The organism is Ancylobacter polymorphus (assembly GCF_030813495.1).
Lineage (GTDB): Bacteria > Pseudomonadota > Alphaproteobacteria > Rhizobiales > Xanthobacteraceae > Ancylobacter > Ancylobacter polymorphus.
Genome location: NZ_JAUSUI010000001.1, coordinates 442,554 through 457,030, shown reverse-complemented (window position 1 = coordinate 457,030; position 14,477 = coordinate 442,554). Strand labels below are relative to the sequence as shown.

The 14,477-nt window shown below is 69.8% G+C and carries 11 protein-coding genes; 9 read left to right on the top strand and 2 right to left on the bottom strand.

The features are described from left to right. Nucleotide 1 precedes the first annotated feature (1 nt). The 9 genes from J2S75_RS02495 to J2S75_RS02455 all read left to right on the top strand — a co-directional run bounded on the left by J2S75_RS02495 (nt 2) and on the right by J2S75_RS02455 (nt 12,147). Complete coding sequence (locus tag J2S75_RS02495) at nt 2–1,822, top strand: IlvD/Edd family dehydratase (protein ID WP_307017874.1); 1,821 nt, start codon at nt 2–4, stop codon at nt 1,820–1,822. Further along, complete coding sequence (locus tag J2S75_RS02490) at nt 1,809–2,717, top strand: SMP-30/gluconolactonase/LRE family protein (protein ID WP_307017872.1); 909 nt, start codon at nt 1,809–1,811, stop codon at nt 2,715–2,717. The genes J2S75_RS02495 and J2S75_RS02490 overlap by 14 nt, the downstream gene beginning before the upstream one ends. After that, complete coding sequence (locus J2S75_RS02485; RefSeq protein ID WP_307017870.1) at nt 2,717–3,643, top strand: 2-dehydro-3-deoxygalactonokinase; 927 nt, start codon at nt 2,717–2,719, stop codon at nt 3,641–3,643. Before J2S75_RS02490 ends, J2S75_RS02485 begins: the two co-directional genes overlap by 1 nt. Next, a complete protein-coding gene (locus tag J2S75_RS02480) occupies nt 3,640–4,305 on the top strand; it encodes a 2-dehydro-3-deoxy-6-phosphogalactonate aldolase (RefSeq protein WP_307017869.1) in 666 nt (221 codons plus the stop codon). Before J2S75_RS02485 ends, J2S75_RS02480 begins: the two co-directional genes overlap by 4 nt. A gap of 95 nt (nt 4,306–4,400) precedes the next feature. Beyond that, complete coding sequence (gene chvE / locus J2S75_RS02475; RefSeq protein ID WP_244376512.1) at nt 4,401–5,471, top strand: multiple monosaccharide ABC transporter substrate-binding protein; 1,071 nt, start codon at nt 4,401–4,403, stop codon at nt 5,469–5,471. Between the two features lie 65 nt (nt 5,472–5,536). Continuing rightward, nucleotides 5,537–7,087 carry a multiple monosaccharide ABC transporter ATP-binding protein gene (gene mmsA, locus J2S75_RS02470; RefSeq protein ID WP_307017867.1) on the top strand — a complete coding sequence of 517 codons (1,551 nt, stop codon included), beginning with the start codon at nt 5,537–5,539 and terminating at the stop codon, nt 7,085–7,087. Further along, complete coding sequence (gene mmsB, locus J2S75_RS02465) at nt 7,084–8,271, top strand: multiple monosaccharide ABC transporter permease (protein WP_307017865.1); 1,188 nt, start codon at nt 7,084–7,086, stop codon at nt 8,269–8,271. The genes mmsA and mmsB overlap by 4 nt, the downstream gene beginning before the upstream one ends. Nucleotides 8,272–8,386: 115 nt before the next feature. Further along, nucleotides 8,387–9,511, top strand: coding sequence for a metallophosphoesterase family protein (locus J2S75_RS02460; RefSeq protein ID WP_307017863.1), 1,125 nt, complete (start codon nt 8,387–8,389; stop codon nt 9,509–9,511). Beyond that, entirely contained in the window at nt 9,508–12,147 is a 2,640-nt protein-coding gene (locus J2S75_RS02455; protein WP_307017861.1) for an AAA family ATPase, read from the top strand. Before J2S75_RS02460 ends, J2S75_RS02455 begins: the two co-directional genes overlap by 4 nt. On the opposite strand, the gene J2S75_RS02450 is transcribed toward J2S75_RS02455, so the two are convergent. Together J2S75_RS02450 and J2S75_RS02445 are read right to left on the bottom strand one after the other, a co-directional pair. Further along, the gene (locus tag J2S75_RS02450) at nt 12,144–13,556 is read right to left on the bottom strand and encodes an FAD-binding oxidoreductase (protein WP_307017860.1); all 1,413 of its coding nucleotides are present in this window, start codon (nt 13,554–13,556) and stop codon (nt 12,144–12,146) included. The genes J2S75_RS02455 and J2S75_RS02450 overlap by 4 nt on opposite strands. Nucleotides 13,557–13,651: 95 nt before the next feature. After that, complete coding sequence (locus J2S75_RS02445) at nt 13,652–14,347, bottom strand: GntR family transcriptional regulator (protein WP_307017858.1); 696 nt, start codon at nt 14,345–14,347, stop codon at nt 13,652–13,654. Between the last annotated feature and the right edge of the window lie 130 nt (nt 14,348–14,477).

The window sequence follows — 14,477 nt, the reverse complement described above, 5'->3', positions numbered from 1 at the left end:
CATGGACGGCAAAGCCAGCAAGAGCGACGCACCCCTTCGCGACCGGCCCCTGCGCTCCCGCGCCTGGTTCGACAACCCCGACAATATCGACATGACCGCGCTCTATCTCGAGCGCTACCTCAATTTCGGCCTCAGCCAGGAGGAGTTGCAGAGCGGCCGGCCGATCATCGGCATCGCCCAGACCGGCTCGGACCTTTCCCCCTGCAACCGCCACCATCTCGAACTCGCCAAGCGGGTGCGCGACGGCATTCGCGAGGCCGGCGGCATCGCCATCGAGTTTCCGGTGCATCCCATCCAGGAAACCGGCAAGCGCCCCACCGCCGGGCTGGACCGCAACCTCGCCTATCTCGGCCTGGTCGAGGTGCTGTACGGCTACCCGCTCGACGGCGTGGTCCTGACCATCGGCTGCGACAAGACCACCCCGGCGCTGCTGATGGCGGCGGCCACCGTGAACATTCCCGCCATCGCGCTCTCCGTCGGGCCGATGCTGAACGGCTGGTACAAGGGCGCGCGCACCGGCTCCGGCACCATCGTGTGGAAGGCGCGCGAATTGCTGGCGGCCGGCGAGATCGACCATGCCGGCTTCGTCAAGCTGGTGGCGTCCTCCGCCCCCTCCACCGGCTATTGCAACACCATGGGCACGGCGACGACGATGAACTCGCTCGCCGAGGCGCTGGGCATGCAGTTGCCCGGCTCCGCCGCCATTCCCGCGCCCTATCGCGACCGGCAGGAAATCGCCTACCGCACCGGCCTGCGCATCGTCGAGATGGTGCATGAGGATCTGAAACCCTCCGACATCCTCACCCGCGACGCCTTCCTCAACGCCATCCGGGTGAATTCGGCCATTGGCGGCTCGACCAACGCACCGATCCATCTCAACGCGCTGGCCCGCCATGTCGGGGTGGAACTCTCCATCGACGACTGGCAGACCTATGGCGAGGAGGTGCCGCTGCTGGTGAACCTGCAGCCCGCCGGCGAATATCTCGGCGAGGATTATTACCATGCCGGCGGCGTGCCGGCGGTGGTCAACCAGCTGATGGGCCAGGGCCTCATCGCCGAGGACGCGCTCACGGTGAACGGGCGCACGCTCGGCGCCAATTGCGCCTCCGCGCGCATCGAGGACGAGGCGGTGATCCGCCCCTATGACCAGCCGCTGAAGGAAAAGGCCGGCTTCCGCGTGCTGCGCGGCAATCTGTTCTCTTCCGCCATCATGAAGACCAGCGTCATAAGCGCCGAATTCCGCGTGCGCTACCTCTCCAACCCGGACGACCCGGACGCCTTCGAGGGGCGGGCCATCGTGTTCGACGGGCCGGAGGACTACCACGCCCGCATCGACGACCCCGCGCTCGCCATTGACGATGGCTGCATCCTGTTCATGCGCGGCGCCGGCCCCATCGGCTATCCCGGTGCGGCGGAAGTGGTGAACATGCGGGCGCCGGACTACCTCATCAAGGCGGGCGTGCATGCCCTGCCTTGCATCGGCGACGGGCGCCAGTCCGGCACGTCGGGCTCGCCCTCCATCCTCAATGCCTCGCCCGAAGCGGCGGTCGGCGGCGGTCTCGCGCTGCTGCGCACCGGCGACCGCGTGCGCATCGATCTGAAGCGCAACAGCGCCAACATGCTGGTGGCGGAGGACGAACTCGCCCGGCGCCGCGCCGAGCTGGAAGCGGCCGGCGGCTATGCCTACCCCGCCAGCCAGACGCCGTGGCAGGAAATCCAGCGCGGGCTGGTCGGCCAGCTGGAAACCGGCGCCGTGCTGGAAAACGCCGTGCGCTACCAGCGCATCGCCCAGACCAAGGGGATGCCGCGTGACAACCATTAGCGCGCCCGCTCCCGAGGCAGCCCCCATCACCCTCATCTGCCCCGAGCGCTGCCATCTCGGCGAGGGCCCGGCCTATGACGCCGCGCGCGATACCGCCTGGTGGTTCGACATCGTGGAGAAGCGGCTCTATGAGGCGCCGCTCGGCACGGGCGCGATCACCGTGCACGCGCTGCCGGTGATGGCGAGCGCGCTGGCCATGGTCGATGCCGAGCGCCAGCTGCTCGCCACCGAGGCCGGGCTGATGCTGCGCGATGTCGCCAGCGGCCGGCTGGAGACGCTCGCCGCCGTGGAGGCCGACAAGGCCGGCACCCGTTCCAACGACGCCCGGGTCCACCCGTCCGGCACCTTCTGGTTCAGCACCATGGGCCGCAACGCCGAGACCGGCGCCGGCACCGTCTATGCCTTCCATGCCGGCGCGGTGATCCCGCTATTTCCCGCCGTCACCATTCCCAACGCCATCTGCTTTTCGCCGGATGGGACGATTGGCTATTTCGCCGACACGGCGATGGGCGAGCTCTACCGTGTGCGCCTCGACCCCGGCTCCGGCCTGCCGCTGGAAGCGCCCACCCTGCTGCACCGCCATGCCGGCGCGGGCGGGCTCGACGGTGCCGTCACCGATGCCGAGGGGCTGATCTGGTGCGCCATCTGGGGCGGGGCGCGGCTCAACGCCTATTCGCCGGCGGGCGATCTCGTCCGCAGCGTGCCCACCCCGGCGCACCAGACCAGCTGCCCGGTCTTTGTTGGCGCGCATTTCGACCGCGTGCTCGTCACCTCGGCCTGGCAGCACATGGATGCGGACGCCCGTGCGGCGGACCCGGAGCATGGGCGCACCTTCCTTCTCGACATCGGCGCCAAGGGCCGCGCCGAGCCGCGCGTCCGTCTGGGGGCGCTGTGATGGACGAGGTCTCGCACATTGTCGTCGACTGGGGCACGTCGAGCTTTCGCCTATGGGCGCTGGACCTCGGCGGCGCGGTGCGGGCCGAGCGGCGCAGCGCCCAGGGGCTGGCCGCCTCGGGGGCGGAGGGGTTCGAGCGCGTGCTGGAGGCCCATCTCGACGCGCTCGGCATCGCCGAGGGCGTGCCTGTTATGATGTGCGGCATGGTCGGCTCGCGCGCCGGCTGGGTGGAGGCGGCCTATGTCGCCACCCCCGCCGGGCTGGACGGGTTGACCGAGAAAGCGGCGCATGTGCCCTCCGCGCGGCGCCTCATCCGCATCCTGCCCGGCATTGCCCAGCGCGGGGCGGCGGGGGCCGATGTCATGCGCGGCGAGGAGACCCAGCTGCTGCCGCTGATCCGCGACGGCTTCGAAGGCGTCGCCTGCCTGCCCGGTACTCATTCCAAATGGGTGCAGGTGGAAGGCGGCGCGGTCGCCGGCTTCGCCACCTTCCTCACCGGCGAACTGTTCCATCTGCTGCGCACCGCCTCCGTCGTCGCGCCGGCGGTGGAGGGGGCGGCGGCGGTGGACCCCGCCTCGGCGGATTTTGCGCGCGGCGTCGAGGACGGCCTCGCCGCGCCGGAGCTGCTCGGGCGCGACCTGTTCCGCCTGCGCGCCGGCTGGCTGCTGGACGGCATGTCGCCGGACGCGACGCTGGCGCGGCTGTCGGGCCTGCTGATCGGCGTGGAACTCGCCGGCGCGGCCCGCGTCGCCGGGACGGGCCCGGTCGCGCTTATCGCCTCCGGCGCGGCGGCGGCTCTCTACCGCACCGCGATGACACGCGCCGGGTTCGCCGCCGTCACCCTCCACGACGCCGAGGACTGCGTGCGCGCCGGGCTGCACGCCGTCGCCCTCAAGGCGTTCCGGCTGGAAAGGATCACCGCATGAACGCCCCCTTCGCCCCCCGCGTGCCCTGGCCGCAGCTGCGGCGCGGGCTGGTCGCCATCCTGCGCGGCATCCGCCCGGAGGAGGCGGAAGCCATTGTCGGTGTGCTGATCGAGGAGGGGCTGGAGGCGATCGAGATCCCGCTCAACTCGCCCGATCCCTTCGCCTCCATCGAGACCGCCGCGCGCCTCGCCCCAAAGGGCGTGCTCATCGGCGCCGGCACGGTGCTGAACGTCGAGGAGGTCGACCTGCTCAACTATGCCGGCGGCCGGCTGATGGTGAGCCCGAATGTCGACGCAGCGGTGATCGCCCGCGCCGCCCGCCACGGCATGGTGACGATGCCCGGCGTGCTGACCCCGACCGAGGCGTTCACCGCGCTGAAGGCCGGAGCCTCGGGGCTCAAATTCTTCCCCGCCAATCTGCTTGGGCCCGCGATCATCCAGGCGATTTCCGTGGTGCTGCCGCCGGGCACGGTGGTCGGCGCGGTGGGCGGGGTCGGCGAGAACGAGTTCGCCGCTTATGCGGCCGCCGGCATTCGCACCTTCGGCCTCGGCTCCAGCCTCTACCGGCCCGGAGCCACCGCCGCCGAGGTGCGGGCGAAGGCGCGGGCCATGGTCGCGGCCTATGACGCGGCCTTCCCGATCGAGACACGAGGTGGCGGATGACCCGCGCGCCTTCCTGCGGGCTTCCCCGCCAAAAATCCGGACCGCCCAAGGCGGCCGTTGAAAACACTCAAGCTGAAACGCTCAAGGAGCTGACGATGAAACGCCTGACGACGCTTTTCTCCGCAACCGCCTTCGCGCTGGGCGCTCTGGCCCTCGCCCTCCCCGCCTCGGCGGCGGACAAGGGCACGGTCGGCATCGCCATGCCCACCAAATCCTCCGCCCGCTGGATCGCCGACGGCGACAACATGGTGAAGGTGCTCAAGGAGCGCGGCTACAACACCGACCTGCAATATGCCGAGGACGACATCCCCAACCAGCTCTCGCAGATCGAGAACATGGTGACCAAGGGCGCCAAGGTGCTGGTGATCGCCTCCATCGACGGCACCACCCTGTCGGATGTGCTGAAGCAGGCGCATGACAAGGGCATCAAGGTCATCGCCTATGACCGCCTGATCCGCGAGACGCCGAATGTCGACTATTACGCGACCTTCGACAATTTCCAGGTCGGCGTGCTGCAGGCGCAGTCGCTGCTCAAGGGCCTCGGCTATCCCGAGAACAAGGGCCCGTTCAACATCGAGCTGTTCGGCGGCTCGCCGGACGACAACAACGCCTATTTCTTCTATGACGGCGCCATGTCGGTGCTGAAGCCGCTGATCGACAACGGCACGCTCAAGGTCGCTTCCGGCCAGATGGGCATGGACAAGGTCTCGACCCTGCGCTGGGACGGCGCCACCGCCCAGGCCCGCATGGACAATCTGCTCAGCGCCTACTACTCCGACAAGACGCTCAACGGCGTGCTCTCGCCCTATGACGGCCTGTCCATCGGCATCCTGTCCTCGCTCAAGGGCGTGGGTTATGGCTCGGGCAAGATGAAGATGCCCGTCGTCACCGGCCAGGACGCCGAGGTGCCGTCGATGAAGTCGATCCTCGCCGGCGAGCAGTATTCCACCATCTTCAAGGACACGCGCGAACTCGCCAAGGTGACGGCCGACATGGTCGACGCCACCCTGTCCGGCAAGGAACCGACGGTCAACGACACCAAGACCTATAATAACGGCGTCAAGGTCGTGCCGTCCTACCTGCTCAAGCCCGTCGTCGTCGACAAGAGCAACTGGGAAGCCGTGCTGATCGGCTCCGGCTACTACAAGCCCGGCCAGATCAACTGATCCCCCTACCTGCCGAACGCCGCGCCGGCACCCCGCCGGCGCGGCCCCGGCCTTTGGACCGATCCATGAACGCTCTTCTGGAAATGCAGGGCATCAGCAAGCACTTCGCGGGTGTGCGGGCGCTGAGCGATGTCACCTTCGCCGTCCGGCCCGGCGAGATCCATGCCCTTGTCGGCGAGAACGGCGCGGGCAAGTCGACGCTGATGAAGGTGCTGAGCGGGGTCTACCCGCACGGTTCCTATGAGGGCGCCATCGTCTTCGACGGTGAGGAGCGCCGCTTCAGCGACATCACCGACTCCGAAGCGCTGGGCATCATCATCATCCACCAGGAACTGGCGCTGGTTCCGCTGCTCTCCATCGCCGAGAATATCTTCATCGCCAACCCGCCCGGCCGCTTCGGCATCATCGACCGCGGCGCGGTGCACAAGCGCACGAAGGAACTGCTGGCAAAGGTGGGGCTCGATGAGTCCCCGGACACGCTGGTGACCAATATCGGGGTCGGCAAGCAGCAGCTGGTGGAGATCGCCAAGGCGCTGTCGAAGAAGGTGCGCCTGCTCATCCTCGACGAGCCCACCGCCAGCCTGTCGGAGAAGGACAGCGCCGCGCTGCTCGACCTCTTGCTGGAGTTCAAGGCGCAGGGCATCGCCTCCATCCTCATCTCGCACAAGCTGAACGAGGTCTCCAAGGTCGCCGACCGCATCACCGTGCTGCGCGACGGGCGCACCGTCGACACGCTGGACTGCCATGAGGGCGCGGTGGAGGAAGACCGCATCATCTCCAAAATGGTCGATCGCGATCTCGAACACCGCTACCCCAAGCGCGAGCCGAAGATTGGCGGGCCGATTTTCAAGGTCACGAACTGGTCGGCCTATCACCCGCTGCATTCCGACCGGCAGGTGATCCGCAACGTCGATTTCGAGGTGCGGCGCGGCGAGATCGTCGGCATTGCCGGGCTGATGGGCGCCGGCCGCACCGAATTCGCCATGAGCATTTTCGGCCGCTCCTGGGGGCAGAAGATCAGCGGAAGGGCGGAGATGGAGGGACGCGAGGTCGACCTCTCCACCGTGCGCCGCGCCATTGATGCCGGCCTCGCCTATGTCACCGAGGACCGCAAGCAGCTCGGCCTGCTGCTGGCCGAGGATATCCGCAAGAACGTCACCCTCGCCAATCTGCCGGCCGTCGCGCCGGGCCGGGTGATCGACGACATGAAGGAACTGCGCGTCGCCTCGGACTACCGCGCCCGCATGCGCATACGCTGCCACAGCGTGTTCCAGGAAACCGGCAAGCTCTCCGGCGGCAACCAGCAGAAGGTGGTGCTGTCGAAATGGCTGTTCACCGACCCGAAGGTGCTGATCCTCGACGAGCCGACGCGCGGCATCGATGTCGGCGCCAAATATGAAATCTATTGCATCATCAACGAGCTGGCGGATGCCGGCAAGGGCGTGGTGGTGATCTCCTCCGAGATGCCGGAACTGCTCGGCATCTGCGACCGCATCTGCGTGATGAACGAGGGCGCCTTTGTCGGCGAGTTCCCCGGCGCGGAGGCCTCGCAGGAGAAGATCATGCGCGCCATCATGCGCAAGGGAGAGCAACGCCCCATGGAGGCATTGGCATGAGCGACACCGCTCTCAAGGACAAGGCGAGCCACGCCGGCTTCCTGAAAAACAATCTGCGCGAATACGGGATGCTGATCTCGCTCTTCGCCATCATGATCTTCTTCGAGGTGGTGACGAACGGCACGCTGCTGCGTCCGCTCAACCTCACCAATCTCGTGCTGCAGAACAGCTACATCGTCATCATGGCGCTGGGCATGCTGCTCGTCATCGTCACCGGCCATATCGACCTGTCCGTCGGCTCGGTGGCGGGCTTCATCGGCGCGGTGGCGGCGGTGCTGATGGTGAAGTTCGACCTGCATTTCATCCCGGCGACGCTGATCTGCCTGGCGCTGGGCGGGCTGATCGGCGCGGCGCAGGGCTATTGGGTCGCCTATTTCAAGATTCCGTCCTTCATCGTCACCCTGGCCGGCATGCTGGTGTTCAAGGGGCTGGCGCTCGCCATCCTCGCCGGCCAGTCGGTCGGCCCGTTCCCGCCCACCTTCCAGAAGCTGTCCTCCGGCTTCATCCCGGAACTCATTCCCGATGCCGGCAACCTCTACCCCACCTCGCTCGCCATCGGCGCGGCGCTGGCGCTGGCGATGGTGTGGCTGAACTTCCGCGGCCGCGCCCGGCAGGAAGCGCACCACATCCACACCGAGCCCTATGGCTTCTTCCTCGCCAAGAACGCGCTGCTGTTCGCCGTCATTCTCTATTTCGCCTATCTCATCGCCTCGCATCGCGGCCTGCCCAATGTGCTGGTCATCATGACGGCGCTGATCGCGCTCTATGCGTTTGTGACCACCCGCACCACCATCGGCCGGCAGATCTATGCCGTCGGCGGCAATGAGAAGGCGGCGAAGCTCTCCGGCATCAAGACCGAGCGGCTGACCTTCCTCACCTTCGTCAATATGGGCGTGCTGGCGGCGCTGGCGGGCCTCGTCTTCGCCGCCCGGCTGAACACCGCGACGCCGAAGGCCGGCCTCGGCTTCGAACTCGACGTCATCGCCGCCTGCTTCATCGGAGGCGCCTCGGCCTATGGCGGCGTCGGCCGTGTCGGCGGCGCGGTGATCGGCGCACTGATCATGGGCGTGATGAACAACGGCATGTCGATTCTCGGCATCGGCATCGATTACCAGCAGGTGATCAAGGGGCTGGTGCTGCTCGGCGCCGTCTGCCTCGACGTGTACAACCAGCGCCGCGCCTGAGCGGCGCGCGGCCCGGTCGCCTTTAGGGGCGGCCGGGTTGCCGTCCCGCCGCTTGACAAGGGCGGCGCGCTGGGGGACCCCGGTTGTCCGCATCCCTCTTTGCACCCGGCACTCCATGTTCCGCTTCCTGCATTCCAGCGACCTGCATCTGGGCAAGCGCTTCGGCCATTTCGCCGGCGACCTGCCCGGCCGGCTGCGCGAGGCGCGCCATGGGGTGATCGCCCGGCTGGCGCAGCACGCGCGCGAGCAGGGCGCCGGCACCATCCTGCTCGCCGGCGACAGCTTCGACACCGAGACGCCGGCACCGGAGGTGCGGCGGCAGGCGCTGGCGGAAATGCGCCACCACGCGCCGCTCACCTGGGTGCTGCTGCCGGGCAATCATGATTCGCTGCAGGCCGCGCCGCTCTGGGCAACGCTGAAGGCGGAAGCGCCTGATAATGTGATCCTCGCCACCGAGCCCCGGCCGCTCGATCTCGCTCCGGGCGTCGTGCTGCTGCCCGCCCCCTGCACCACGCGCCGGCCCGGCCGCGACCTCACGGAATGGATGGACGCCCACCCGACGCCGGAGGGCACGCTGCGCCTCGGCCTCGCCCATGGCGCCATTCGCAGCTTCTCCGAGGACGCGGTGGCGGGCGACGTGATCGCCCCCGACCGTGCCCGCCGCGCCGGCCTTGCCTATCTCGCGCTCGGCGACTGGCACGGGGCGGTGGAGGTCGATTCCCGCACCCGCTATAGCGGCACGCCGGAGCCGGACCGCTTCAAGCACGAAGCGCCGGGCACGGCCTTGGCGGTCGGCCTCGCCGGCGCAGAGGCGCTACCCGAGGTGCAGGCCCTGCCGACGGCGAGCTTCGCCTGGCGCGAACTCGACCTGCATCTGCTGGAGGGCGACGACCCCCTTTCGGCGCTGGCGGCGCTGCTGCCGGAAGAGAGGGCGCGCCGGCAGACGCTGGCCCGCCTCGTCGCCACCGGCCGCACAAGGCTGGAAGGGCGCGCCGCGCTGGAGCGCGCGATCGCCGCCGCCGCGCCGGATTTCGCCTTTCTCGATCTCGACGCCGCCGGCCTTGCCACCGCCTGCGCGCCGGACGATCTCGACCGCATCGACCGGGGCGGCGCGCTGCGCGCGGCGGCCGATGCGCTGCTGGCGGAGGCCGGCGACCTCGCCCGCTCGGCCGAGGAGCGCGAAGTGGCCCGTGCCGCGCTGGCACGGCTCTATTCCCTGGCACAGGCGAGCGCACCATGAAGATTTCCGCGCTGCGGCTGTTCAATGTGAAGCGCTTCGCGGGTCGCGGCGTCGCCATCGAAGGGATCGGCGACGGCGTCAACGTGCTGTGCGCGGTGAACGAATTCGGCAAGTCCACCAGCTTCGAGGCGCTGCACGCGCTGTTCTTCCAGCCGCATTCCGGCACGCCGGGCGATGTGCAGCGGCTGCGGCCCTATAGCGGCGGCAGCCCGCTGGTGGAGGCGGACATTTCGACCGGCGCGGGGCGCTACCGTCTCACCAAGCAATATTATGGCGGCCGCTTCGCCCGCGTCACCGATCTCGCCACCGGCCGATTGCTGGCGCAGGCGGATGAGGCGGAGGCCTTCATCGCCGGGCTGATCCGGGGCGGCACGGCCGGCCCGGCCGGGCTGCTCTGGGTGCGGCAGGGGCTCACCGGCATCGAGAAGCGCAGCAAATCGGAAGAGGACAGCGAGAAGCAGGTGCGCGCCAGCCTGCTGGAATCGGTGCAGGGCGAGGTCGAGGCCGTCACCGGTGGGCGGCGCATGGCGGAGATCATGGCGGCGACGCAGGCGGCGCTGGCCGACCTCGTCACCGCCACCGGCCGGCCCAAGGCGGGCGGGCGCTACGCCGCCGCGCTCGACGCGCGCGACGCGCTGATCGAGCAGGAGCAGCGGCTGGCAGCCGATGTGCGGGCGCTGCGCGAGGCGCTGGACCGCCGCGCGCAGGCGCTCAAGCGGCTTGCCGAGCTGGAGCAGCAGGAGGAGCGGCAGGCGCGGCACCGCGCGGTGGAGAGCGCACAGGCCGCCTTCGACGCCGCCAAGGCGCAGGGCGAGGCGCTGCGCGCCGCCGAGGCCGAGGCCGGGCTGGCGCGCGAGCGCCGCGACGCCGCCGAGCGCGAACTCACCGCCTATCGCAACGTGCTCGCCACGGCGCAGGCGCATGCGGCGGCGCGGGGCGAGGCCGAGCAGCGGCGCGCGGCGGCGGTGGCGCGGCGCCAGTCCGCCGGGGCGGAGCTGCAACGGGCGCAGGCCGAGCTCATCGCGGCGGAAGCGGCGGAGGAGGCCGCGCGCCAGCGCCTCGCCCGTGCCGAGGCGGCGTGGACAGCGCGCGAGGCGCGGGCGCGGCAGGCGGCATTGGCCGAGCGGCTCGCCGCCGCCGAAGCCGCACGGCAGGCGCTGGAAGCCGCCGACGCCGCGCTGGCGCTCGCCAGGCTGCCGCCCGGCAGCCTCGACGAGTTGCAGGCGCTGGAGATCGACATCGCCAAACGCCGCGCGGTGGAGGAGGCGGCGCGCCCCTCGGTGACCATCGAATACGCCCCCGGCGCCGCCCCCATCCTCATGGACGCCGTGCCGCTGGGCGAGGGCGAGGAGCGCGGCTATGACGGGCAGGCGCGGCTCACCCTGCCCGGCCTCGGCACGCTCACTCTGCGCTCCAACCGCGCCGCGCCGGCCGACAGCCGGCTCAAAGAGGCGCAGGCGCGCCACCGTGCCCTGCTCGCCAGCTTGGGTGTGGACGACCTCGCCGCCGCCCGCGCCCGGCAGATGCGGGCGCAGCAGATCGAGACCGAGCGGCGCGAAGGCCAGGCCCGCCTCGCTGTGCTCGCCCCGGAAGGGCTGGCGCGGCTGCGCGCGGAGGTGGCCGCGGGTGCCGGGCTCGGCGCTGAACGGCCCGAGCCCGAGGACGACCCCGCCGCGCTGCGCGCCGCCCTCGCGGCGGCGGAGGAACGGCGCGCCCTCGCCCGGCAGGCGCTGCGGGCGGCCGAGCCGCTGCGCGCCCGCGCCGACGAGGCGTTCGTCGAGGCGGAGACGGCGCTGGCCGGTCTGAAGGCCGAACACGCGCAGATCGAGGCCCTGCTCGGCCCGGAGGACGCGCGCCCGGCGCGCGCGGACGCACTGGCGCGCCGGCGCGACGAGCTGCAACGCCTCTTCACGGATGCCGAGGCGCAGATGCAGCGCCACCGCGCCGGCGCGGTGGATCTCGCCACGGCCGAGGCCGCGCTGCGCCGTGCCCGCTCGGTGGAGGAGGCTGCGACCCGGGAGGCGGCGACGCTGCGCGAGACCCTTGCCGGGCTCAATGCGCAGATCGGTACCCGCTCGGACGAGGCGGTGGAGGAAATGTGGGGCGAGGCGAAAGAGGCGCTCGCCGCCGCCACCGCCCGTGCCGAGGGTTTCAAGGCCGAGGTGCGGGTGCTCCAGCGCCTCGCTTCGGCGCTGGAAGCGGCGCGGGCGCAGGCGCGCGATCTCTATCTGAGGCCCGTCATGGCCGAACTTTCCCCGCTGCTCGGCCTGTTGTTCGACGATGCCGCCATCACCTTCGACGACCGGACGCTGCTGCCGCAGACGCTGCGCCGCAACGGCCATGAGGAGGAGGTGGAGCGGCTCAGCGGGGGCATGCGCGAACAGCTCTCCGTGCTGACCCGCCTCGCCTTCGCCCGGCTGCTCGCCCGGGATGGGCGGCCGGCGCCGGTCATTCTCGACGACGCGCTGGTCTATTCCGACGATGACCGCATCGAGCGCATGTTCGACGCGCTGCACCGCCAGTCGCGCGACCAGCAGATCATCGTCTTCTCCTGCCGCCAGCGCGCCTTCCAGAAGCTCGGCGGCCATGTGCTTGCTATGACCGACTGGCAGCCCGGCGCGGGGACGCCCACCTAGTTCCGCACCACCTTGCCGGGGTTCATCAGATTGGCCGGGTCGAGCGCGGCTTTCAGCGCACGCATCACACTGAGCTTGGCCTTGTCGCCATAGCGGTCGAGCAGGTCGAGCTTGACGGTGCCGATGCCATATTCCGCCCCGAAGGATCCGCCCATCGCCACGGCGAGATCGTAGAGGCGCGGCGACACTTCGCGCTCGAACCACGGCTTGTAGACGGCCGGCTCCGCGCCGAGCGGGGCGACGACGTTGAAATGCACATTGCCGTCGCCGACATGGCCATAGATGGACAGCCGCCCGCCGGCGCCCTGTTCCTCCACCAGCGCGCTGGCCCGCGTGATAAAGGCCGGCAGCGCCGAGGTCGGCACGGAAACATCGTGCTTGAGCGAGCCGCCATTGGCGACTTCCGCCTCGGGAATATGCTCGCGTAAGTACCAGAGCTGGTCGCGCTGCTGGCCGCCATTGGCCAGCGTGCCGTCGCTCACCCAGCCCTCGCCCATCGCCTCTTCGAGAAAGGCGGCCATCGCCTCCTCAAGCCCGAGCAGCGGCGAACAGCTCTGCGCCTCCATCAGCACATAATGCGGCCCCGCCGTCTCCAGCGGATGCCGCAGCCCCGGCTGGGCGGCGAGCAGAAGGCTCAGCGAATGGTGGGAGACATATTCGAACGAGGTGATGTTCTCGCCGGTGAGCGTCTGCGCCCGGGCGAGCAGCGTGGTCAGCGCGGCGATGTCGTCAATGGCGAGGAAGGCGGTCACCGTCTGCGCCGGCTTGCGCGCCAGCTTCAGCGAGGCGGCGGTGATGATGCCGAGCGTGCCTTCGGCGCCGAGCAGAACCTGCTTCACGTCATAGCCGGTATTGTTCTTGCGCAACGGCTGCAGCACGTTGAGCAATTGCCCGTCCGGCAGCACCGCCTCCAGCCCCAGCACGAGGTCGCGGGCCATGCCATATTTCAGCACGGAAATGCCGCCGGCATTGGTGGAAAGTGCGCCGCCCAGCTGACAGGACTGGCGCGAGCCGAGATCGAGCGGCAGCATCAGCCCGGCGTCGTCGGCGGCGTCCTGGAGCACGCTCAGCACGCAGCCGGCCTCGGCGGTGAGCGAGAGATTGGCGGCATCAATCGCGCGCACGGCGTTCAGCCGCTCCAGGCTCAGCACCAGTTCCCCGCCGTCGGTTGAGGGGGTGGCGGCGGCGCAATAGGAGGTGTTGCCGCCCTGCGGCACCAGCGGCACGCGGTGTTCGGCGCAGAGGGCGACGATGGCCTGCACCTCCGCTGTGGAGCGCGGGCGCAGTACGGCGCGGGCGGCGCCGGTGCGGAAGTGGCGGAAATCGGTGAGATAGCGCGCGACCACATCCGGGTCGGTGACGATGAGTTCTGCCGGCAGGCTGCCGAGTACGCGGTTGATCGGGTCCATTCGTGCCGCCCTTCTTCCCCTGCCCTCGCGCGGGCCGGGGCAGATAGCCGGCGCGCGGCACGGCTGGCAAGCCGTCGCGTTCGGGCGGGGCGCGCTCAGATGCGGGCGAGGATGGCCCCGGCCAGGCGGGCGACGGTGGCGACATGGGCGCGGCTCGCCTCATAGGCGCCCTCCCCGTCCCGCTGCATCAGCGCGGCGTGGAGGCGCCGCATCTCGGCGATGGCGTCGGCGTGGCGGCCCTGCTGGGCGATGGTCATGGAGCGCAGATGGTTGATGCGGGCATTGAGCGAGCGCACCACATCCCACGCCACCTCCTTGCCGGCGGCGACGAACAGCTTCTCGTAGAATTCCGTCGTTCGCCGCAGCACCTCGCGCGGGCTGCCGGTGCGAAAGGCGGCGTCGATCTCGTCGATCACCCCGCCAAGCTCGGCAATCGCCGCCTCGGGAGCGTTGAGCGCGCAGGCCCGCGCCGCCTCGCTCTCCAGCAGCGCGCGGATCTCGTAGATCTGCGCCGCCTGCGCCGGGTCGGGCTTGGTTACGGCCGGGCCCTGATGCGGAATGGTTTCCACCAGCCCCTCGGCCTCCAGATGCCGCAGCACCTCACGCACCACGCTGCGGCTCACCCCCAGCCTTTCGCATAGCTGGCGCTCCACTAGCCGCTCGCCGGGCTTGAAGCGGAAATCGAGAATGGCGTCGCGCATCTTTTCCAGCGTCAGGCTGCGCAGCGTGGGCACGCTGCGCTCGACCTTCATCTCTTCGCCGGCAGCGTTGGATTCGGTTGTCGCGACCATGGCTGTCTCCGTTCCCGCCTCTTGTCGCCCGAGCGGCGCGGGATGACAATTGACTCGATTGTCTTATGGTATACCATCATACGGAACTTGAGGCCATCGTCGCTGAACGACTGCCCGCACGGCGCCGCTC

What these genes read in the sequence shown, in the direction of transcription:
- J2S75_RS02495 (WP_307017874.1), top strand. Translation starts at nt 2, where the DNA reads ATGGACGGCAAAGCCAGCAAGAGCGACGCACCCCTTCGCGACCGGCCC.
- J2S75_RS02485 (WP_307017870.1), top strand. Translation starts at nt 2,717, where the DNA reads ATGGACGAGGTCTCGCACATTGTCGTCGACTGGGGCACGTCGAGCTTT.
- J2S75_RS02480 (WP_307017869.1), top strand. Translation starts at nt 3,640, where the DNA reads ATGAACGCCCCCTTCGCCCCCCGCGTGCCCTGGCCGCAGCTGCGGCGC.
- chvE (WP_244376512.1), top strand. Translation starts at nt 4,401, where the DNA reads ATGAAACGCCTGACGACGCTTTTCTCCGCAACCGCCTTCGCGCTGGGC.
- mmsA (WP_307017867.1), top strand. Translation starts at nt 5,537, where the DNA reads ATGAACGCTCTTCTGGAAATGCAGGGCATCAGCAAGCACTTCGCGGGT.
- mmsB (WP_307017865.1), top strand. Translation starts at nt 7,084, where the DNA reads ATGAGCGACACCGCTCTCAAGGACAAGGCGAGCCACGCCGGCTTCCTG.
- J2S75_RS02460 (WP_307017863.1), top strand. Translation starts at nt 8,387, where the DNA reads ATGTTCCGCTTCCTGCATTCCAGCGACCTGCATCTGGGCAAGCGCTTC.
- J2S75_RS02455 (WP_307017861.1), top strand. Translation starts at nt 9,508, where the DNA reads ATGAAGATTTCCGCGCTGCGGCTGTTCAATGTGAAGCGCTTCGCGGGT.
- J2S75_RS02450 (WP_307017860.1), bottom strand. Translation starts at nt 13,556, where the DNA reads ATGGACCCGATCAACCGCGTACTCGGCAGCCTGCCGGCAGAACTCATC.
- J2S75_RS02445 (WP_307017858.1), bottom strand. Translation starts at nt 14,347, where the DNA reads ATGGTCGCGACAACCGAATCCAACGCTGCCGGCGAAGAGATGAAGGTC.